At 56.4% G+C, this 20,237-nt stretch carries 17 protein-coding genes; 10 read left to right on the top strand and 7 right to left on the bottom strand.

Translation table 11 applies throughout. The annotated features are described in order from the left end of the window. Positions 1 to 486 precede the first annotated feature (486 nt). Entirely contained in the window at positions 487 to 1,770 is a 1,284-nt protein-coding gene (locus ACTJJA_RS02290) for a citrate synthase (RefSeq protein ID WP_010428698.1), read from the top strand. Between the two features lie 84 nt (positions 1,771 to 1,854). Here ACTJJA_RS02290 and nei read toward each other — a convergent pair whose 3' ends face one another. From nei to ACTJJA_RS02255, 7 genes are all read right to left on the bottom strand, one after another. After that, positions 1,855 to 2,646 carry an endonuclease VIII gene (nei, locus tag ACTJJA_RS02285; RefSeq protein WP_440665963.1) on the bottom strand — a complete coding sequence of 264 codons (792 nt, stop codon included), beginning with the start codon at positions 2,644 to 2,646 and terminating at the stop codon, positions 1,855 to 1,857. Positions 2,647 to 2,664: 18 nt separating this feature from the next. Then, positions 2,665 to 3,405, bottom strand: a complete 741-nt coding sequence (gene pxpA, locus ACTJJA_RS02280; protein WP_440665961.1) for a 5-oxoprolinase subunit PxpA — start codon at positions 3,403 to 3,405, stop codon at positions 2,665 to 2,667. Next, positions 3,392 to 4,324 (bottom strand): 5-oxoprolinase subunit PxpC, encoded by a 933-nt coding sequence (gene pxpC / locus ACTJJA_RS02275; RefSeq protein WP_237846366.1) that lies wholly within the window; start codon positions 4,322 to 4,324, stop codon positions 3,392 to 3,394. Before pxpC ends, pxpA begins: the two co-directional genes overlap by 14 nt. After that, positions 4,318 to 4,974 (bottom strand): 5-oxoprolinase subunit PxpB, encoded by a 657-nt coding sequence (gene pxpB / locus ACTJJA_RS02270; protein ID WP_100165275.1) that lies wholly within the window; start codon positions 4,972 to 4,974, stop codon positions 4,318 to 4,320. Before pxpB ends, pxpC begins: the two co-directional genes overlap by 7 nt. Positions 4,975 to 4,988: 14 nt before the next feature. Then, entirely contained in the window at positions 4,989 to 5,732 is a 744-nt protein-coding gene (locus ACTJJA_RS02265; protein WP_120159168.1) for a type 2 GTP cyclohydrolase I, read from the bottom strand. 10 nt (positions 5,733 to 5,742) lie between these two features. Further along, positions 5,743 to 7,155, bottom strand: coding sequence for a deoxyribodipyrimidine photo-lyase (gene phrB / locus ACTJJA_RS02260; RefSeq protein ID WP_440665958.1), 1,413 nt, complete (start codon positions 7,153 to 7,155; stop codon positions 5,743 to 5,745). Between the two features lie 600 nt (positions 7,156 to 7,755). Next, complete coding sequence (locus tag ACTJJA_RS02255) at positions 7,756 to 7,962, bottom strand: YbfA family protein (RefSeq protein ID WP_003858637.1); 207 nt, start codon at positions 7,960 to 7,962, stop codon at positions 7,756 to 7,758. Between the two features lie 309 nt (positions 7,963 to 8,271). Between ACTJJA_RS02255 and kdpF the strand changes: the two genes are divergently transcribed. The 9 genes from kdpF (at position 8,272) to potE (ending at position 20,203) form a co-directional block, all read left to right on the top strand. Further along, positions 8,272 to 8,361 (top strand): K(+)-transporting ATPase subunit F, encoded by a 90-nt coding sequence (gene kdpF, locus ACTJJA_RS02250; protein WP_014069365.1) that lies wholly within the window; start codon positions 8,272 to 8,274, stop codon positions 8,359 to 8,361. Continuing rightward, positions 8,361 to 10,040: a potassium-transporting ATPase subunit KdpA gene (gene kdpA / locus ACTJJA_RS02245; protein WP_440665955.1), complete on the top strand. Its 1,680-nt coding sequence runs from the start codon at positions 8,361 to 8,363 to the stop codon at positions 10,038 to 10,040. Before kdpF ends, kdpA begins: the two co-directional genes overlap by 1 nt. Positions 10,041 to 10,058: 18 nt before the next feature. Then, positions 10,059 to 12,107, top strand: a complete 2,049-nt coding sequence (gene kdpB / locus ACTJJA_RS02240) for a potassium-transporting ATPase subunit KdpB (RefSeq protein WP_109081175.1) — start codon at positions 10,059 to 10,061, stop codon at positions 12,105 to 12,107. A gap of 12 nt (positions 12,108 to 12,119) precedes the next feature. Next, complete coding sequence (gene kdpC / locus ACTJJA_RS02235; protein WP_440665953.1) at positions 12,120 to 12,695, top strand: potassium-transporting ATPase subunit KdpC; 576 nt, start codon at positions 12,120 to 12,122, stop codon at positions 12,693 to 12,695. Beyond that, entirely contained in the window at positions 12,696 to 15,383 is a 2,688-nt protein-coding gene (kdpD, locus tag ACTJJA_RS02230) for a two-component system sensor histidine kinase KdpD (RefSeq protein WP_440665951.1), read from the top strand. Continuing rightward, a complete protein-coding gene (kdpE, locus tag ACTJJA_RS02225; protein WP_218307881.1) occupies positions 15,380 to 16,057 on the top strand; it encodes a two-component system response regulator KdpE in 678 nt (225 codons plus the stop codon). The genes kdpD and kdpE overlap by 4 nt, the downstream gene beginning before the upstream one ends. A gap of 278 nt (positions 16,058 to 16,335) precedes the next feature. Then, positions 16,336 to 16,440, top strand: a complete 105-nt coding sequence (speFL, locus tag ACTJJA_RS02220; RefSeq protein ID WP_003858645.1) for a leader peptide SpeFL — start codon at positions 16,336 to 16,338, stop codon at positions 16,438 to 16,440. A 254-nt stretch (positions 16,441 to 16,694) separates the two neighbouring features. Further along, on the top strand, positions 16,695 to 18,893 hold the full coding sequence (speF, locus tag ACTJJA_RS02215; protein ID WP_440665949.1) for an ornithine decarboxylase SpeF: 2,199 nt from the start codon (positions 16,695 to 16,697) through the stop codon (positions 18,891 to 18,893). Continuing rightward, positions 18,890 to 20,203, top strand: a complete 1,314-nt coding sequence (gene potE / locus ACTJJA_RS02210) for a putrescine-ornithine antiporter (protein ID WP_010428664.1) — start codon at positions 18,890 to 18,892, stop codon at positions 20,201 to 20,203. The genes speF and potE overlap by 4 nt, the downstream gene beginning before the upstream one ends. Positions 20,204 to 20,237: the final 34 nt, after the last annotated feature.

The raw sequence follows: 20,237 nt of genomic DNA, 5'->3' as shown, positions 1-20,237 counted from the left end.
TGGCGGCAGTATAGGCCGTTCACAAAATCATTACAATTAACCTACATACAGTTTGTCGGGTTTTCTCTGGAACAGTGATCAGGGTCACGATAACAACATCTTTTTAATTTTTAATCATCTGATTTGACAAATGTTAAACAATATTGTTACAAACGTCAGCAGAAAAGGCATATAATGCGCAAAAGTTATGAGGTCTCACTTTCACCTGACAAATAGTTATGTAACAGTGTGATGGTATTGACCGAAGTTATCAGGACAGTTATTAGTGATATACAGGTTTGAATAATTCGGACTGCAAAAACGCTGATTTGCTGTTGTTTCACTGATATTTCATTCGTTTACCTGCAAGGCGCCATAGCTCTGTACCCTGGTTTGTCCTCGTGAGCTGAGCGGTAAGCCAAATAACAATCTGGTAACGGTGATTAACAGCTGAAAGCAAATCCGGTAAAGCGCAGTCTTAAGCATAAGGCGCTAAGGAGACCGTAAATGGCTGATACAAAGGCAAAGCTCACCCTGGGTGGTGACACTGCTATTGAACTGGATGTGCTAAAAGGCACGCTCGGTCAGGATGTTATTGATATCCGTACGCTGGGTTCCAAAGGAGTTTTCACCTTTGACCCTGGATTTACCTCTACCGCATCTTGCGAATCCAAAATCACCTACATTGACGGTGACGAAGGTATCCTGCTCCATCGCGGCTTCCCCATCGATCAGTTAGCCACCGAATCCAACTATCTGGAAGTGTGCTACATCCTGCTGAACGGCGAAAAACCGACGCAGGCGCAGTACGATGAATTCAAAACCACCGTGACCCGTCACACCATGATCCATGAGCAGATTACCCGTCTGTTCCATGCGTTCCGTCGTGACTCTCACCCGATGGCGGTGATGTGCGGGATTACCGGTGCGCTGGCGGCGTTCTACCACGACTCCCTTGACGTGAATAACCCGCGTCACCGTGATATCGCGGCGTTCCGCCTGCTGTCCAAAATGCCTACCATGGCGGCGATGTGCTACAAATACTCTATCGGCCAACCGTTTGTGTATCCGCGCAACGATCTCTCCTACGCGGGTAACTTCCTGCGCATGATGTTCTCCACGCCGTGCGAAGAGTACGAAGTGAACCCGGTTCTGGAACGCGCTATGGACCGTATTTTGATCCTGCACGCTGACCACGAACAGAACGCCTCTACCTCTACCGTCCGTACCGCGGGCTCTTCAGGCGCGAACCCGTTCGCCTGTATCGCTGCGGGCATCGCCTCCCTGTGGGGACCGGCGCACGGCGGCGCGAACGAAGCAGCACTGAAGATGCTGGAAGAGATCAGCACCGTTGAGCACATTCCTGAGTTCGTGCGTCGCGCGAAAGACAAGAATGATTCCTTCCGCCTGATGGGCTTCGGTCACCGTGTTTACAAAAACTACGACCCGCGCGCGACCGTCATGCGTGAGACCTGCCATGAAGTGCTGAAAGAGCTGGGTACCAAAGATGACCTGCTGGAAGTGGCGATGGAGCTGGAACACATCGCGCTGAACGACCCGTACTTCATCGAGAAGAAACTCTACCCGAACGTCGATTTCTACTCTGGCATTATTCTGAAAGCGATGGGCATTCCGTCTTCCATGTTCACCGTGATCTTCGCCATGGCCCGTACCGTAGGCTGGATTGCGCACTGGAACGAAATGCACAGCGAAGGCATGAAAATCGCCCGTCCTCGTCAGCTGTATACCGGCTACGAGCAGCGTGATTTTAAGTCTGATATTAAGCGCTAACAGAGATGCCCGGCGGCGCTACGCTTGCCGGGCCTACGAGGGCGAAATGTAGGCCGGGTAAGGCGTAGCCGCCACCCGGCTTTTTTATTTCTGACAGTGTGGACACCAGTAAAACGGTCGTGAAGAGAGCATCATCCTGTCGATAATCCCGCCGCACCGCTCGCACTTTTTTCCCGCCCGATGAAACACCTTGAAGCGGAACAGCGCCCCGTGATGCGTGTTCTCATCCACCACGCCGCGCGTATTGTACGACAGCCGCGGAATATCCAGCAGCGCGTGGGACAGCGCCTCCAGCTGTTCATCGCTTAACTGAGACGCTTTGTGCTGCGCCGCCAGCCCCACTTCCCACAGAATTTCCACCCGCAGATAGTTACCTAACCCTGCCAGGAACGCCTGCTCGAGCAATAACCCGGAAAATTGCCGGTTGCGGAATTTGGGGGATAACAAGCGGGTTTTAACATCGTTTGCCGTCAGGCGCATGTCCAGCACGTCCGGCCCGACCCGCTGTAAGAACGGGTGCGTCAGCAGTTGCTCCGGCGTTAACATTTCAATATCCGACGCGCTGTAAAGCAGGATTGCTTTATCCGCCGTTTGCAGCCTGACGCGCAGTACGCGGGTGGTTTGCGGCTGCTCGTCGGCCTCCACCACTCGCCAGACGCCGTACAGCTGGTTATGGCTATATAACGTCAGGTTATGGGAGAAGTGCGTAAGCAAGGCCTTGCCGCGCGTTTCAATATGGGTCACCGTCTGCCCCACCAGCTGTGATTCAAACGGTTTTAGCTGAGGAAAAGCAAACCACACCTTCGTCAACGGTTTGCCCTTTATCGCCGCCTCCAGGCTATCCGCCGCGCGGCGGATCTCCGGACCTTCTGGCATGTTATTGTCCTTTCATGATTATTCCGCGCTGACCAGAATGCCCTCTTCAGAGAACGCTGCCCGCAAGCGGCGCGCGAACTGGAGCGCATGCTCGCCGTCGCCGTGTAAACACACCGTTTCGGCCTGAACGTTTGCCGGTGTTCCGTCCACGGCGGTTACCCGCCCGGCGCGCACCATCTCCAGCGTCTGCGCCAGCGCTTTACCTTCATCGGTTATCAGCGCCCCGGCCTGCGTGCGCGGGACCAGACTGCCATCGGGCTGATAGCCGCGGTCGGCAAAGACTTCCTGACGCGTAGTCAGCCCCAGCCGCTTCCCGGCGCGAATCAGCTCGCTACCGGCCAGACCTACAAGGATAAGCTGCGGATTACTGTCCCGCACCGCGCGAGCAATAGCGTCCGCCAGCGCCGGAGCTTTCGCCGCCTGGTTGTAGAGCATGCCGTGCGGCTTCACGTGGCGCATAACACCGTTCTCAGCGCGCACCATCGCCTCCAGCGCACCAATCTGGTAGAGCACCTGAGCGTAGACCGTCTCCGGCGGCAGATCCATCGCCGTGCGGCCAAAGTTCTCCCGGTCAGGGAAGCTGGGGTGAGCGCCAATCGCGACGCCGTTTTTGATGGCATTACGCACGCTCTCCAGCATGGTTTGCGCATCGCCCGCGTGAAAGCCACAGGCGATATTGACCGAGGAGACCAGCATCATCAGTTGAGCATCTGCGCTACCGCCCTCGCCCAGATCGGCATTTAAATCAATCTTTACCATCAAGCCTCCACGCCAGCTGTTCGAGATAACGCTGCTGATCCTGCCGCGCCTTGAGCGCCTCCTCCAGCGAACACTGCACGAAGTGAATCGGCTGCCCGAGAGGAATTTGCGCCAGATGGTAGCGATCGGCTTCGATTATGCAGGCAATTCGCGGGTATCCGCCCGTGGTTTGCGCATCGTTCATTAACACGATGGGCTGACCGTTGCCCGGCACCTGAATGACCCCCGGCAATAACCCATGGGAGAGCAGTTCCCGGTCCGTCGTGCGGGTCAGCGGCTGCCCCTGCAGGCGGTAGCCCATACGGTTACTCTGCGGACTGAGCTTCCACGGCGAGCGCCAGAAAGACTCTTTGGAAGCCTCGTCAAACTCATGATATTCCGGCCCCGGTAAGGCGCGGATCTGGTTTCCCCACAGCAGCTGCTTTACGCCCTGCGTGGTCGAGAAATGGCGCGCGGAGGGCTTGATTGCCAGCCGGTCGCCGTCGCGCAGCAGACGCCCTTCATGCCCGCCGATGCCCGCCTTCTGATCGGTACTGGATGAGCCCAGCACCTCTGGCACGTCAATGCCGCCAGCCACCGCGAGATAGCTACGCACACCGTGTAGCGGACGCTTGAGCGTCAGACGCTGTCCGGCTTTCGCCCGCAGCCGCCAGCCGGTCCACACCGCTTTACCATCCAGCGTGGCCTCACAGCCTGCGCCGGTTAAGGCAAACCAGGTCTCCTGACCAAACTCAATCACACACTGGCCGAGCGTAATTTCGAGCGCGGCCGTACTGCCGGGGTTGCCCACCAGCACGTTAGCAATTTCCAGCGCAGGCCTGTCCAGCGCACCACAATAGCTCACGCCGGACTGACGCATGCCAAAGCGGCCTGCATCCTGCACAGAAGTGTAAAGCCCTGCGCGAATAAGCGTTAACATACCCCCTCCTTTTGCGGGATAAAACGAAGGGTATCGCCGGGACGCAGGAGTATTGGCGTCTCCCGTCCGGGTTCAAATAACGGCGTAGCCGTGTGCCCAATAAGCTGCCAGCCGCCGGGCGATGCCAGCGGATAAACGCCAGTTTGCTCGCCGCCGATAGCCACCGTCCCCGCAGGTACGCTCAGGCGCGGTTCGGCACGACGCGGCGTATGCAGCTGGGGAGACAATCCGCCCAGATACGGGAAGCCGGGCTGAAACCCCAGGAACCAGACCACGTAATTAACCGAACTGTGCAACTCAACCACCTGCTTTTCTGTTAACCCACAGTGCGCTGCCACAACGCCCAGATCCGGCCCTCCCGTGCCGCCATAGACGACCGGGATCTCAATGGCACGCGATTCCGGCTCCAGCGCTTCGCTCTCTTCCCACCAGCGCTGCAGGCGTTCGATGGCATCCAGGGCTTTCGTGTGCGGATTGCGCAGCACGACAGTGATATTGTTCATGCCCGGAATGGTTTCAACCACTTCAGGTATATCGGCCAGACGCTGCGTCAGCCGCCAGATACGCTTTTGCGTGGCAAGCGTGACCGGAGGTTCAAGCTCCAGTACGACGGCGGTTTCACCCAAAAGATAACAACGCGCTCTCTGCACTCGGGCACCTCTCATCAGGCCGGATTAGGGATATCAATAAAGGTCACATCCAGATCGGTATTTTCCGTCAGCCACTCGCTGAGGGCGCGAATGCCGCCTCGTTCCGTTGCATGATGACCTGCCGCGTAAAAATGGAGCCCCTGCTCGCGGGCGGAGTGAACCGTCTGCTCAGACACTTCCCCCGTAATAAAGGCATCGACGCCGAAACGCGCGGCGCTATCGATAAAGCCCTGCCCGCCCCCGGTGCACCAGGCCACACGCTTCACGGTATCTGGCCCCGTGTCGCCACACCACAGCGGACGACGTCCGAGGCGCGCTTCGATCCACGACGCCAGCTCGAGACCCGGCACCGGCATCGCCAGTTCGCCCCACGGCACCAGCGGTTCGATTTCCCCCATCACGGTAATACCCAGCAATTGCGCTAGCTGCACGTTGTTACCCAGTTCCGGGTGCGCATCCAGCGGCAGGTGATAACCGTACAGGTTGATGTCATTTGCCAGCAATGTTTTCAGGCGGTTGCGCTTCATGCCGCGAATAATGGGGGATTCGTTCTTCCAGAAATAACCGTGGTGAACGATGACCGCATCGGCTTCCTGACGCACGGCTTCATCCAGCAGCGCCTGGCTTGCCGTTACGCCGGTGATAATTTTCTGCACCGTTTCGCGCCCTTCCACCTGCAGGCCGTTCGGGCCGTAGTCGCTGAAGGAGGCGCTGTTCAGTTTTTCGTTAATCAGGCTTTCCAGTTCGCTGTTTTTCATCATCACTCTCTCATACTTTGCGCGCGGCTTCGTACGCCGCCAGCGTGGCGACGCGTGCCTGTTTGTGGTCGACAATCGGACGGGGATAATCGAGCTTTACGCCCTGTTTATCCGCCCATGCCCATGGGTCGTGGATCGCTTTCGCGGGGACAACGTTAAGTTCAGGTACCCACTGGCGGATAAACTCGCCGTCCGCATCAAATTTTTGCCCCTGCGTCGTCGGATTAAAAATCCGAAAATAGGGAGCCGCATCGGTGCCGGTGGAGGCCGCCCACTGCCAGCCACCGTTATTCGCCGCGAGATCGCCATCGATCAGCTGAGAAATAAAATAGCGCTCTCCGATACGCCAGTCGATAAGCAGATCTTTCACCAGAAAGCTGGCGGTAATCATCCGCAGGCGGTTGTGCATCCATCCGGTTTCATTGAGCTGACGCATGGCGGCATCGACAATTGGGAAACCCGTCTGTCCGGATTGCCAGGCTCTGAGCTGCTTATCATTCGACTGCCACCTTACATTATCAGTCCATTTAATGAATGGGCGATGTTTACATAAATCAGGGTGATACGTCATCAGGTGGCGATAGAACTCGCGCCAGATAAGTTCATTGAGCCAGACAGCCCCTGCGCCACCGTCCAGCGCCTGCGGCTGTTCTGCCAACAGGCGATGCAAACACTGGCGGGGAGAGATCGCACCCAGCGCGAGACAGGCCGACAGACGGCTGGTGCCTTCAACGGCGGGGAAATCCCGACGCGCTTCGTAATCAGCCGCATTCTGTTCACAGAACTGCCGGAGTTGGGCAATAGCCGCTTTCTCATCGGCGGGGAACAGCGTTTCATCAAACGCCTGCTGAGGGTAATCAAACGTCAGCTCTGGCAAATCCGTCACGGGCTCGCCCCGCACGGCAGGCGCGGCAACGCACTCCGGCAGCGCCTCCTTCAGGCGTTTGATAAAGGCGTTTTTAAACGGCGTAAAAACTTTATACATCTCGTGGTTGCCGGTCATCACGCTGCCCGGTGCCAGCATCACGCTGTCGTCAAACCCTTCACAGACGACCCCTTCCAGCACGTTCTCCAGCTGACGATCCCGCTGCTGCTCGTTGAATTCATACTGGTAGTTATAAAAAAGATGCCTGACGTCGTGCTGCTTACAGGTCTCCTGCAGCGTCTGGAGCTGTGCGGCAAAATCACTCACCTCTTTATAGAGAAGCGGTATGCCTTTTCCGGCAAGCGAGTGCTGCAGATCGTTCAGATACGCCCGGAGCAAGGCCGCCTGTCGGGGGGCCATATCGTGCTGCCGCCACTGCTCGGGTGTAGCCATAAACAGTGCCAGTACGTTAGCGTCTTTGGCGCGGCAGGCTGCCGCAAGGGCGATATTGTCATGTACGCGCAGGTCCGCGCGAAACCAAACCAGATGGGTGGGCATAAAACTCCAGGCAATTGTCCATTATGTCCGTAAGGGCATGCCGTAAAAGGAAAAAGCATGCATTGAACTACTTTGCCATGAAGTGTAGACGGGATGAAATAAAAAAGGCCGCCCGAGGCGGCCTTAACGCTACTTGTCCTGCGCTAACGTGGTAAATGCAACAAACACGGTCGGTTCATCACTTTTCACAACGAGTACGCTGGCGACAATGAACGCGATGCAAAAATAGCGTTTCATTATGCGGTCCCTGCAGCTAACCGCTCCACCGTTCACCACCGGTGATAAGTCGGTGGACACAAGCTCTGACGAGAGCCTGACTTACGGTTGTGGTAACACCTCTCCCGGGACCGGCGCCCATGTGCGAGATGGCGGAAAGGGACGCTGCATAGTAGTTGGCCCAGCGACAAAACGTAATCCACTGAAAAGGTTTTTAAGATTATATTTAGGGCGTTGCAGTTTGATTACTTAAGGACCCGAGATATTCTTGTAAGCCTCTGACGAGGGTTTGAAAACCACCCAACGGACCGCGAATCCCGAGGGACAAAAAAACCGCCACATTGCTGTAGGCGGTTTTTTTTATTGCTGTGTGTAGTCTTCGTATCAGTAGAAATCGCAGGTCGCTTTCTCGGCCTGATCCATCCACACCGGCTTCTCGCTGGTTTTCGCCCAGACGCGGTGCAGATAGCTATAAAAACGTGCACGATCTTTCCAGAACAGCATTACCGGCAGTGCCAGCACGCCAGCCACTACGGCGAAAGTGCGACGCATGAAAATGATATGAGCCGGAAACTCTTTATAAAGATCCATATTTTTCTCCCCTATAGTTGGCCGGAAACGTCATCCGGAAAATTCAAAATCTGTGACCTGGCTAAAATAATATCGCTTTGTTTGTAATTTTACTACTCATCCGACCACTTATTTTTATCCATTTAGTGAATATTTACATTCACGCCGTAATTAAGTTACAAAAAAGTTAACGATTTACTTACCAATGGTTAAATTGTGGGTATCTCCATTTTTATACTTTTTTTACACCCTCCCGCCTGATTTTTGCGAAATCTTTGCGCCGTAAATCCTACCTTTAGCACAAATACAAATGTCACCCGGAGGTGGATTGTGAGTGCAGGTTTGATTGCCGGCATTGTGCTGGTGTTCCTGTTATTGGGTTATCTGGTCTACGCCCTGATTAATGCGGAGGCATTCTGATGGCTGCTCAGGCGTTTTTGCTTATCGCCAGCTTTTTACTGGTGTTGTTCGTACTGGCCAGGCCATTGGGAACAGGACTGGCAAGGCTGATCAACAACGTAGCCTTACCGGGCACGGGAAGCATTGAAAAAGGGATCTGGCGCGTACTGGGAATAGACGATCGGGAGATGAACTGGCGTCAGTATATGATGGCCATTTTGCTGCTAAACATCGTCGGGCTGGTTGTTCTCTTCGCCATGCTGATGCTGCAGGGGAGCCTGCCGCTGAACCCGCAGCAACTGCCGGGCCTGTCCTGGCATCTGGCGCTGAACACAGCAGTGAGCTTTGTGACCAACACGAACTGGCAATCCTATGCCGGTGAAACCACGCTCAGCTATTTCAGTCAGATGGCTGGCTTAACCGTGCAAAACTTCCTCTCTGCGGCAAGCGGGATAGCGGTGATCTTCGCCCTGACGCGTGCATTTGCCCGTCAGAACATTGGCACGTTGGGCAACGCCTGGGTCGATCTGACGCGCATAACCCTGTGGGTGCTGGTGCCTGTGGCACTGTTGATTGCCCTGTTCTTTATCCAGCAAGGATCCCTGCAAAACGTGCTGCCTTATGCCCCATACACCTCACTGGAAGGCGCAAAAGAACTCCTGCCGATGGGGCCAGTGGCCTCGCAGGAAGCAATTAAAATGCTTGGTACTAACGGCGGCGGGTTCTTCAATGCCAACTCATCGCATCCCTTTGAAAACCCAACGGCGCTGACCAACATGGTGCAAATGCTGGCGATCTTCCTGATCCCCGCCGCGCTGTGTTTTGCCTTTGGCGATGTGGTTAACGATCGCCGTCAGGGGCGCACCCTGCTGTGGGCAATGTCGCTAATCTTCGTGGTTTGCGTGGCGCTGGTGATGTGGGCCGAATGGAACGGTAACAGCCACTTCATGCAGTTGGGTGCCAACAGCAACATCAATATGGAAGGCAAAGAGAGCCGCTTTGGCATTCTCGCCAGCAGCCTGTATGCGGTGGTCACCACGGCGGCGTCGTGCGGGGCGGTTAACGCCATGCACGACTCCTTTACCGCACTCGGCGGCATGATCCCAATGTGGCTAATGCAAATTGGCGAAGTGGTCTTTGGCGGCGTCGGCTCCGGGCTGTACGGCATGCTGCTGTTCGTTCTGCTCGCCGTATTCATCGCCGGTTTGATGATTGGCCGTACTCCGGAATATCTGGGCAAAAAAATCGACGTCCGCGAGATGAAATTAACCGCCCTGGCGATTCTGGTCACCCCTGCCCTCGTTCTGATCGGCACCGCGCTGGCGCTGATGACCGACGCCGGACGCAGCGGCATCTTTAACCCAGGCATTCACGGTTTTAGCGAAGTGCTTTACGCCGTCTCGTCTGCCGCCAACAACAACGGTAGCGCCTTTGCAGGCTTAAGCGCTAACTCACCGTTCTGGAACTGTCTGCTGGCGTTTTGCATGTTCGTGGGGCGTTTCGGCGTGATTGTGCCAGTGATGGCGATCGCGGGAGCGCTGGTGAGCAAAAAAATCCAACCGACCACCACCGGTACGTTACCGACACACGGCGCGCTGTTTATCGGCCTGCTGATTGGTACCGTGCTGCTGGTCGGTGCCCTGACCTTTATCCCCGCCCTCGCGTTAGGCCCGGTCGCGGAAACCCTCTCTTTACGCTGATTTTGCGGAGAATTTGTCATGAGTCGTAAACAACTGGCCCTGCTCGAACCGACGTTAGTTCGTCAGGCCCTCATGGATGCGGTGAAAAAACTGAGCCCACGCGTGCAGTGGCACAACCCGGTGATGTTTATCGTCTGGATAGGGAGTTTACTCACCACCGCGCTGGCAGTTGCGATGGGTACGGGGCATCTTCCGGGTAATGCACTCTTTACCGGTGCCATCAGCCTTTGGCTGTGGTTTACCGTGCTGTTTGCCAACTTCGCAGAGGCGCTGGCGGAAGGCCGCAGTAAAGCACAGGCTAACAGCCTGAAAGGGGTCAAAAAAACCGCCTTCGCGCGCAAATTACGTGAACCTAAATACGGCGCGCAGATGGACCACGTTCCGGCAGATGAACTGCGTAAAGGCGACGTGGTGCTGGTCGAGGCCGGTGACATCATCCCGTGCGACGGGGAAGTCATTGAAGGCGGCGCATCGGTTGACGAAAGCGCCATTACCGGGGAATCCGCGCCGGTTATTCGTGAGTCTGGCGGTGACTTCGCCTCCGTGACGGGCGGGACGCGCATTCTCTCCGACTGGCTGGTGATCCAGTGCAGCGTTAACCCGGGCGAAACATTCCTTGACCGGATGATCGCCATGGTGGAGGGCGCGCAGCGTCGCAAAACGCCGAACGAGATTGCCCTGACCATTCTGCTGGTCGCCCTGACTATCGTTTTCCTGCTGGCAACCGCGACGCTGTGGCCGTTCTCCGCCTATGGCGGCACGGCGGTCAGCATCACCGTACTGGTGGCGCTGCTGGTATGCCTGATTCCAACCACCATTGGCGGATTGCTGTCCGCTATCGGTGTCGCCGGGATGAGCCGTATGCTGGGCGCGAACGTCATCGCCACCAGCGGACGCGCCGTTGAAGCCGCCGGAGACGTCGACGTACTGCTGCTGGATAAAACCGGGACCATCACCCTCGGCAACCGCCAGGCCTCTGATTTCTTGCCCGCACCGGGCGTGGATGAAAAAACGCTCGCGGATGCCGCACAGCTCTCCTCTCTGGCCGATGAAACGCCGGAAGGTCGCAGCATCGTGATTCTGGCTAAGCAGCGTTTCAATCTGCGCCAGCGTGACGTGCAAAGCCTGCATGCCACTTTCGTCCCCTTCACCGCGCAGACCCGCATGAGTGGGATTAACATTCAGGACCGAATGATTCGTAAAGGCTCCGTTGACGCCATCCGTCGCCATATCGAAGCCAACAACGGTCACTTCCCGCCTGAAGTAGACAAACTGGTCGAAAGCGTCGCCCGACAGGGGGCCACGCCGCTGGTGGTGGCGGAAGGCTCGAACGTGCTGGGCGTGATTGCCCTGAAGGATATCGTTAAGGGCGGCATCAAGGAGCGTTTTGCTCAACTGCGCAAAATGGGCATCAAAACGGTGATGATCACCGGGGATAACCGTCTGACCGCTGCCGCCATTGCCGCCGAAGCAGGCGTGGATGATTTTCTTTCTGAGGCGACGCCGGAAGCGAAGCTGGCGCTGATCCGTCAGTATCAGGCAGAGGGCCGTCTGGTCGCGATGACCGGTGACGGCACCAACGATGCCCCTGCCCTGGCGCAGGCCGACGTGGCGGTGGCAATGAATTCCGGCACGCAGGCGGCAAAAGAGGCGGGCAACATGGTTGACCTCGACTCTAACCCGACCAAGCTGATTGAGGTAGTGCACATCGGGAAACAGATGCTGATGACGCGTGGTTCACTGACCACGTTTAGTATCGCCAACGACGTGGCGAAGTATTTCGCCATTATCCCGGCGGCGTTTGCGGCAACCTATCCACAGTTGAATGCGCTGAACGTGATGCACCTGCACTCCCCGGCATCGGCCATTCTCAGTGCGGTTATCTTTAACGCCCTGATCATTGTCTTTCTTATTCCGCTGGCGTTGAAAGGGGTGAGCTATAAGCCGCTGACGGCGGCCGCCATGCTGCGCCGCAACCTGTGGATTTACGGGCTGGGCGGGCTGGTTGTGCCCTTTATTGGTATTAAGGTTATCGACGTGCTCCTGACGCTGTTCGGGCTGGTCTAAAAGGTGAATCAAATGACGATGTTACGTCCCGCTATACTGTTATTTATTCTGCTGTCTCTTATTACCGGCGGGCTTTACCCGCTGGTGACCACCGCGCTGGGTCAGTGGTGGTTTGCCGAGCAGGCTAACGGCTCACAGATTATCCAGAACGGAGAATCCCGCGGTTCACGGTTGATTGGTCAGAACTTTACGGATGCCCATTACTTCCAGGGCCGCCCTTCCGCCACCGCGGAAAGCCCGTATAATCCGATGGCATCCGGCGGCAGTAACCTGGCGGGCAGCAACCCGGAGCTGGATAAAGCCGTTGCAGAACGCGTTGCCGCCCTGCGCGCCGCCAACCCGCAGGCCAGCCGTGACGTTCCCGTAGAGCTGGTCACCACCTCAGCCAGCGGGCTGGACTACAGCCTGACGCCACAGGCGGTGGCATGGCAAATTCCGCGCGTCGCTGCGGCCCGTCAGTTGACCATTGAGCAGGTGAGCCAGCTGGTCGCTGAGCATACGCAAAAGCCGCTGGTCAGCTTCATCGGCATGCCGGTAGTGAATATTGTTGAGCTGAATCTGGCGCTGGACGCGCTAAGGAAAAACTAAATGACCGACGAGCCCATGCGCCCGGATCCGGACAGGCTGCTAGAACAGACGGCTGAAGCCCATCGCGGCAAATTGAAAATTTTCTTTGGCGCCTGCGCAGGTGTCGGGAAAACCTTCGCCATGCTGACGGAAGCCCAGCGGCTTCGGGCGCAGGGGCTCGATATTCTCATCGGCGTGGTGGAAACCCATGGCCGTAAAGAGACAGCGGCGCTGTTAAAAGGACTTGCCACACAGCCGCCACGACGAATTAGCCATCGTGGACGGCTGGTCACGGAGTTCGATCTCGATGCCGCCCTCGCCCGCCGTCCTGCACTTATCCTGATGGACGAACTGGCACACAGCAATGCGCCAGGCTCGCGTCATCCGAAACGCTGGCAGGACGTGGAAGAGCTGCTGGAAGCTGGCATCGACGTGTTCACCACCGTTAACGTCCAGCATCTGGAGAGCCTGAACGACGTGGTGAGCAGCGTTACCGGCATTCAGGTGCGAGAGACAGTGCCCGATCCCTTTTTTGACTCCGCCGATGAGGTGGTGCTGGTCGATCTGCCGCCGGACGACCTGCGCCAGCGCCTGAACGAGGGCAAAGTCTACATTGCCGGTCAGGCCGAACGCGCCATCGAACATTTCTTCCGCAAAGGCAACCTGATTGCCCTGCGCGAGCTGGCCCTGCGCCGTACCGCCGACCGCGTTGATGACCAGATGCGCGCCTGGCGCGACCTGCAAGGGCAAGAACGCGTCTGGCACACCCGCGACGCCATTCTGCTTTGCATCGGGCACGGTAGCGGCAATGAGAAACTGATCCGCACCGCCGCGCGGCTTGCGGCGAAATTTGGCAGCGTCTGGCATGCGGTGTATATCGAAACGCCGCAGCTGCATGCTCTGCCGGAACATCAGCGTCGCGCCATCCTCAGCTCGCTACGGCTGGCGCAGGAGCTGGGTGCCGAAACCGCCACCCTTTCCGATCCTCAGGAAGATAAAGCCATCCTGCGCTACGCGCGCGAGCATAACCTCGGGAAAATTGTCATTGGTCGTCGCCAGCACCGCCGCTGGTTCAGCCGTGAATCCTTCTCCGATAAGCTGGCCCGCCGCGCGCCGGACCTGGATCTGGTGATCGTGGCGCTGGATGACAAGCCCACGCCCCTGCCCAACCGTGCGCCGGATGCCCGCGCCTTTGGTGATAAATGGCGGATCCAGATCCGCGGCTGCCTTGTCGCCGTCGTGCTCTGCGCCCTGATTACCGTGATTGCCAGCCAGTGGCTGATCGCCTTCGACGCCGCCAACCTGGTGATGATTTACCTGCTCGGCGTGGTGGTGGTGGCGCTCTTCTACGGACGCTGGCCGTCCGTGCTGGCGACGGTCATCAACGTTGTCAGCTTCGATCTTTTCTTCATTGCCCCGCGCGGAACGCTTGCCGTGTCCGACGTGCAGTACATTCTCACCTTTGGCGTGATGCTCACCGTCGGGCTGGTGATTGGTAACCTGACGGCGGGCGTTCGCTATCAGGCGCGTATTGCACGCTATCGCGAGCAGCGTACGCGCCATCTCTATGAGATGTCCAAATCGCTGGCAGTCGGCCGCACGCCGCTGGATATTGTCCAGACCAGCGAGCAATTTATTCGCTCTACGTTTAACGCCAGTAATCTTATCTTGCTCCCGGACGAGCATGGCAACCTTCGTCCGCTCACCTCCGCCTCCGGCATGACGCCCTGGGATGAAGCCATCGCGCGCTGGAGTTTTGATAAAGGGCTGCCCGCAGGCGCAGGAACGGACACTCTGCCAGGCGTGCCTTATCAGATCCTGCCGCTACGCAGTGCGGATAAAAATCAGGGGCTGGTTATCGTTGAGCCAACCAACCTGCGCCAACTGATGATCCCCGAACAGCAACGTTTGCTGGAAACCTTCACCCTGCTGGTCGCCAGCGCGCTCGAACGGCTGGCACTCACCGCCAGCGAAGAGCAGGCGCGGCTGGCAAGCGAGCGCGAAAGCATCCGAAATTCATTACTGGCGGCGCTCTCTCACGATCTACGCACCCCCCTCACCGTGCTGTTTGGTCAGTCGGAGATCCTGACGCTGGACCTGGCTGCTGAAGGTTCAAAACATGCGATGCAGGCCAGCGAAATCCGCCAGCATGTGCTGAATACCACGCGGCTGGTGAATAACCTGCTGGATATGGCGCGCATTCAGTCTGGCGGGTTTAACCTCAAAAAAGAGTGGCTCACGCTGGAAGAGGTCGTCGGGAGCTCGCTGAAAATGCTGGAGCCCGGCCTGGGCGGCCGCCATATCGCATTGAACATGCCTGAACCCCTGACGTTAATTCACGTTGATGGCCCCCTGTTCGAGCGTGTGCTGATTAACCTGCTCGAAAATGCCGCTAAATATGCGGGTGCGAAAGCACAGATTGGCATTAATGCCACGGTGAAGGCACAAACGCTGCAGCTGGAAGTCTGGGATACCGGGCCGGGTATTCCGGTCGGGCAGGAAAAGGCCATTTTCGAAAAATTTTCGCGCGGTAATAAGGAATCTGCGATCCCCGGCGTTGGGCTGGGTCTCGCTATTTGCGAAGCGATTATTGACGTGCACGGCGGCACCATTTCGGCAGAGCACCGTCCGGAAGGCGGCGCACATTTTTGTGTTACACTTCCACTTGATACCCCACCAGAACTTGATGAATTACCAGAGGATTTGTGATTAACGTCCTGATTGTTGAAGATGAGCTCGCCATAAGCCGTTTTCTGCGTACCGCGCTGGAAGCCGACGGCCTGCGCGTTCATGAAGCCGGTACGCTTCAACGGGGGTTAATTGAGGCCGCGACGCGCAAGCCTGACCTGGCGATCCTCGATTTGGGGCTACCGGATGGGGATGGCATCGATTTTATCCGTGAGGTTCGTCAGTGGAGCCAAATGCCGATTCTGGTGCTTTCTGCACGAACGGAAGAAGCGGATAAAATCGCCGCGCTGGATGCAGGTGCAGACGACTATCTTATCAAGCCCTTTGGCATTGGTGAGTTGCAGGCCCGGCTTCGCGTCGCATTGCGTCGTCATAGTGCAACGACGCCTTCCGACCCGGTGTATACCTTCGGTGACATTCAGGTCGATCTTGCCGCCCGGCGCATCACCCGGGCAGAAGAAGAGATCCACCTCACGCCTATCGAGTTCCGTCTGCTTGCCGTTTTGCTCAACAATCATGGCAAGGTGCTGACTCAGCGCCAGCTGTTAAGCCAGGTCTGGGGACCCAATGCCGTCGAGCATAGTCACTATTTACGCATTTATATGGGACACCTTCGTCAAAAACTTGAAGTTGACCCCGCGCGCCCTCGCCATTTATTAACTGAAACCGGTATCGGTTATCGGTTTATGATTTGAATAACTATTCAAGTTAATTTCAAATAAAGAAAACCACCTGCCAAAATAGACATAAAAATAATCAAAACGTTATTTTACGGATTATTTACGCCCAATAAAAACACCAAACAAACACAACATTAACACACCATCAACAAAACAGCATTTTGATCTGTGTTATTCATCAAAAACGACTAATTATTTGTGAAATGATCGGTTAACGGTGATCTCCTTCACAGTTAATCGCCATTTCCTGGATAAAATGACCATGCTTTCAATTACTGAAAGGAAAATGAAACATGGAAAACAACAATCGTTTAATGCCCCATATAAGGCGGACAACACATATCATGATGTTTGCCCACCGAAACTGCTTTGACTTTCATCTCTTTAATGCCCGGTAGTCCTTCGACTTCTGGCGCACTCGCTCACAGGTCATCCTGAAACACCTTATTTTACAGGCTATTGCCTGTGATCTCGTGCGCTCATTCATCTTGATTCAGACTCATCCGCACCGGGCGGACTGAATTTCAATCATCAAAAAAGCAATTTACTGATTTTAATCAGCGGTCACCCTTTGCTTTTTTTCCGGAAAATTATCGATTTCTTTCTTGCAAGAAATCGAGGGACGCTTATTACCTAAAATAAAGAGAGAAAGATGAAAAGTTTAAAAATCGCAGCCAGCCGTGCATGTCCGGATTGCTTTATTACCCAGCGTGAACTGGTGGATGTCCGCGCTTCTGATTATATTGATGTTGCCGCCATTGTTCTGGCGGTCACGGATATTGCCAGCGGTATTCTGGACGAAATAGAAGCCACCGGTTTTGGCATTCCTGTTTTTGTCGCGACGCACAAAGAAGAATTCATTCCGGCAGACTATTTATCGCGCATTCATGGCGTATTTGAGTATTCAGACACCAGCAACGATTTTTATGGACGCCAGCTGGAAGCGGCTGCATTGAAGTACGAAACCCAGCTTCGTCCACCGTTCTTCCGCGCCCTGGTCGATTACGTAAAACAGGGCAACAGCGCGTTCGACTGCCCGGGGCATCAGGGAGGACAGTTCTTCCGCCGCCATCCAGCCGGTAATCAGTTTGTCGACTTCTTTGGTGAGACGCTTTTCCGCTCCGATCTGTGTAATGCTGACGTCGCAATGGGCGATCTGCTCATTCATGAAGGCGCGCCGTGCATCGCCCAACAGCATGCAGCAAAAGTCTTTAATGCCGACAAGACCTACTTCGTGCTGAATGGCACCTCGTCATCCAACAAAGTGGTGCTAAACGCCCTGCTCACGCCGGGTGACCTGGTGCTGTTCGACCGTAACAACCACAAATCTAACCATCACGGTGCCCTCCTCCAGGCTGGCGCAACGCCGGTCTATCTGGAAACCGCGCGCAACCCGTACGGCTTTATTGGCGGCATTGACGCCCACTGCTTTGAAGAAAATTATCTACGCGAGCTGGTGGCAGAGGTGGCGCCTGGCCGTGCACGCGATGCGCGTCCGTTCCGTCTGGCGGTGATCCAGCTGGGTACCTACGATGGCACCATCTATAACGCCCGTCAGGTGGTGGATAAGATTGGGCACCTGTGTGATTACATCCTGTTTGACTCTGCCTGGGTGGGCTACGAGCAGTTTATTCCGATGATGGCCGACTGCTCTCCGCTGCTGCTGGAGCTGAACGAAAACGATCCGGGGATCCTGGTCACTCAGTCCGTGCATAAACAGCAGGCCGGCTTCTCGCAGACTTCGCAAATCCACAAGAAAGACAGCCATATCAAAGGGCAACAGCGCTATGTCCCGCATAAACGGCTGAATAATGCCTTTATGATGCACGCCTCCACCAGCCCGTTCTATCCGCTGTTTGCCGCACTGGACATCAACGCCCGTATGCATGAAGGCCAGAGCGGCCGCAACATGTGGATGGACTGCGTGGTGAACGGTATCGAGGCGCGCAAGCTGATCCTGGAAAACTGTCAGTATCTCCGCCCGTTCGTGCCGGAGACGGTGGATGGCCGTCCCTGGGAAAGCTGGGACACGGCGGACATTGCGACCGATCTGCGCTTCTTCCACTTCGTGCCGGGTGAACGCTGGCACGCCTTTGAGGGCTACGCTGAGCACCAGTATTTTATCGACCCGTGCAAGCTGCTGCTGACCACGCCGGGCATCAACGCCCGCACCGGGGAATATGAGGACTTCGGCGTGCCCGCCACTATCCTCGCCAACTTCCTGCGTGAAAACGGCATCGTGCCGGAGAAATGCGATCTCAACTCGATCCTGTTCCTGCTCACGCCTGCGGAGGACATGGGCAAACTGCAGCAGCTGGTTGCTCAACTGGTGCGCTTCGAAAAACTGCTCGAGAGCGATGTTCCGCTAAAAGAGGTCCTGCCTTCTCTCTACAAACAGCATCCGGAGCGTTACGCCGGTTACACCCTGCGCCAGATCTGCCTGGAAATGCATGACCTGTACGCCCGCCACAACGTGAAACAGCTGCAGAAAGAGATGTTCCGCAAGTCTCACTTCCCGCGCGTCATGATGAACCCGCAAGAGGCGAACTATGCCTATCTGCGCGGTGAGGTCGAGCTGGTTTCACTGCGTGACGCAGAAGGCCGTATCGCCGCTGAAGGTGCGCTTCCTTATCCACCGGGGGTGCTGTGCGTTGTGCCGGGTGAAGTCTGGGGCGGTTCCGTACTGCGCTATTTTGCCGCGCTGGAAGAAGGCATCAACCTTCTGCCGGGCTTCGCGCCGGAGCTGCAGGGCGTGTACGTCGAGGAGTGTGATGGTCGAAAACAGGTTCGCTGCTACGTCATTAAACAACCCGCCGCTCAGCCATCTCTGCCGAAAGGAGAAAAATTATGAGCAAGTCCAATAAGATGGGCGTGGTGCAACTCACCATCCTCACCATGGTCAACATGATGGGATCCGGGATTATCATGCTGCCCACCAAGCTCGCAGAAGTGGGGACCATTTCGATTATCTCCTGGCTGGTAACGGCAGTCGGCTCAATGGCGCTGGCGTGGGCGTTTGCCAAGTGCGGGATGTTCAGCCGTAAGTCTGGCGGCATGGGCGGCTATGCCGAATACGCCTTTGGCAAGTCGGGCAACTTTATGGCCAACTATACCTACGGGGTGTCGCTGCTGATCGCCAACGTGGCGATTGCCATCTCCGCGGTGGGTTACGGTACGGAGCTGTTTGGCGCGACGCTCAGCCCGGTACAAATAGGGCTGGCGACCATCGGGGTGCTGTGGATCTGCACCGTCGCCAACTTTGGCGGCGCGCGCATCACCGGACAGCTCAGCAGCATCACCGTCTGGGGCGTGATTATCCCGGTAGTCGGTCTGTGCATCATCGGCTGGTTCTGGTTTAGCCCGACGCTGTACGCCAACTCCTGGAACCCGCACCACGTGCCGTTCTTTACTGCTGTTGGGTCATCCATCGCCATGACGCTGTGGGCCTTCCTCGGTCTGGAATCCGCCTGCGCGAACGCGGAAGTGGTAGAGAATCCGGAAAAGAACGTGCCGATTGCGGTCCTCGGCGGCACGCTGGGCGCGGCGGTGATCTATATCGTCTCGACTAACGTGATTGCGGGCATCGTACCGAATATGGATCTGGCAAACTCCACGGCGCCGTTCGGGCTGGCTTTCGCGCAGATGTTCACGCCGGAAGTCGGTAAAGTGATTATGGGTCTGATGGTGATGTCCTGCTGCGGTTCCCTTCTCGGCTGGCAGTTCACCATTGCGCAGGTGTTTAAATCCTCCGCAGATGAAGGTTACTTCCCGAAAATTTTCTCCCGCGTAAGCAAAGCCGATGCACCTGTGCAGGGCATGCTGGCGATTGTCATCTTCCAGAGCGGATTGTCGCTGATGACCATTAGCCCATCGCTGAACAGCCAGTTCAACGTGCTGGTCAACCTGGCGGTTGTGACAAATATCATTCCGTACATTCTGTCGATGGCGGCGCTGGTGATTATTCAGAAAGTCGCGAAGGTTGATCCACGCAAGGCGCGAGCGGCCAATATCGTGGCGCTGATTGGGGCAATCTACAGCTTCTATGCGCTCTACTCATCCGGCCAGGAAGCGATGCTGTACGGGGCGATGGTAACCTTTATGGGCTGGACGCTGTACGGTCTGGTGTCACCGCGGTTTGAATTGAAGAATAAGCATAGTTAAAAAAAGCCCGGTGGCGCTAGCGCTTACCGGGCCT

This window comes from Enterobacter sp. 22452 (genome assembly GCF_052045065.1).
GTDB lineage: Bacteria > Pseudomonadota > Gammaproteobacteria > Enterobacterales > Enterobacteriaceae > Enterobacter > Enterobacter mori.
Note: the sequence above shows the minus strand (reverse complement) of the source record. Positions and strands in the feature narration are given on the sequence as shown.

What these genes read in the sequence shown, in the direction of transcription:
- ACTJJA_RS02265 (WP_120159168.1), bottom strand. Translation starts at nt 5,732, where the DNA reads ATGAAAAACAGCGAACTGGAAAGCCTGATTAACGAAAAACTGAACAGC.
- nei (WP_440665963.1), bottom strand. Translation starts at nt 2,646, where the DNA reads ATGCCAGAAGGTCCGGAGATCCGCCGCGCGGCGGATAGCCTGGAGGCG.
- speFL (WP_003858645.1), top strand. Translation starts at nt 16,336, where the DNA reads ATGGAAAACAACAATCGTTTAATGCCCCATATAAGGCGGACAACACAT.
- ACTJJA_RS02255 (WP_003858637.1), bottom strand. Translation starts at nt 7,962, where the DNA reads ATGGATCTTTATAAAGAGTTTCCGGCTCATATCATTTTCATGCGTCGC.
- potE (WP_010428664.1), top strand. Translation starts at nt 18,890, where the DNA reads ATGAGCAAGTCCAATAAGATGGGCGTGGTGCAACTCACCATCCTCACC.
- kdpD (WP_440665951.1), top strand. Translation starts at nt 12,696, where the DNA reads ATGACCGACGAGCCCATGCGCCCGGATCCGGACAGGCTGCTAGAACAG.
- pxpC (WP_237846366.1), bottom strand. Translation starts at nt 4,324, where the DNA reads ATGTTAACGCTTATTCGCGCAGGGCTTTACACTTCTGTGCAGGATGCA.
- pxpA (WP_440665961.1), bottom strand. Translation starts at nt 3,405, where the DNA reads ATGGTAAAGATTGATTTAAATGCCGATCTGGGCGAGGGCGGTAGCGCA.
- speF (WP_440665949.1), top strand. Translation starts at nt 16,695, where the DNA reads ATGAAAAGTTTAAAAATCGCAGCCAGCCGTGCATGTCCGGATTGCTTT.
- ACTJJA_RS02290 (WP_010428698.1), top strand. Translation starts at nt 487, where the DNA reads ATGGCTGATACAAAGGCAAAGCTCACCCTGGGTGGTGACACTGCTATT.
- kdpC (WP_440665953.1), top strand. Translation starts at nt 12,120, where the DNA reads ATGACGATGTTACGTCCCGCTATACTGTTATTTATTCTGCTGTCTCTT.
- phrB (WP_440665958.1), bottom strand. Translation starts at nt 7,155, where the DNA reads ATGCCCACCCATCTGGTTTGGTTTCGCGCGGACCTGCGCGTACATGAC.
- kdpB (WP_109081175.1), top strand. Translation starts at nt 10,059, where the DNA reads ATGAGTCGTAAACAACTGGCCCTGCTCGAACCGACGTTAGTTCGTCAG.
- kdpA (WP_440665955.1), top strand. Translation starts at nt 8,361, where the DNA reads ATGGCTGCTCAGGCGTTTTTGCTTATCGCCAGCTTTTTACTGGTGTTG.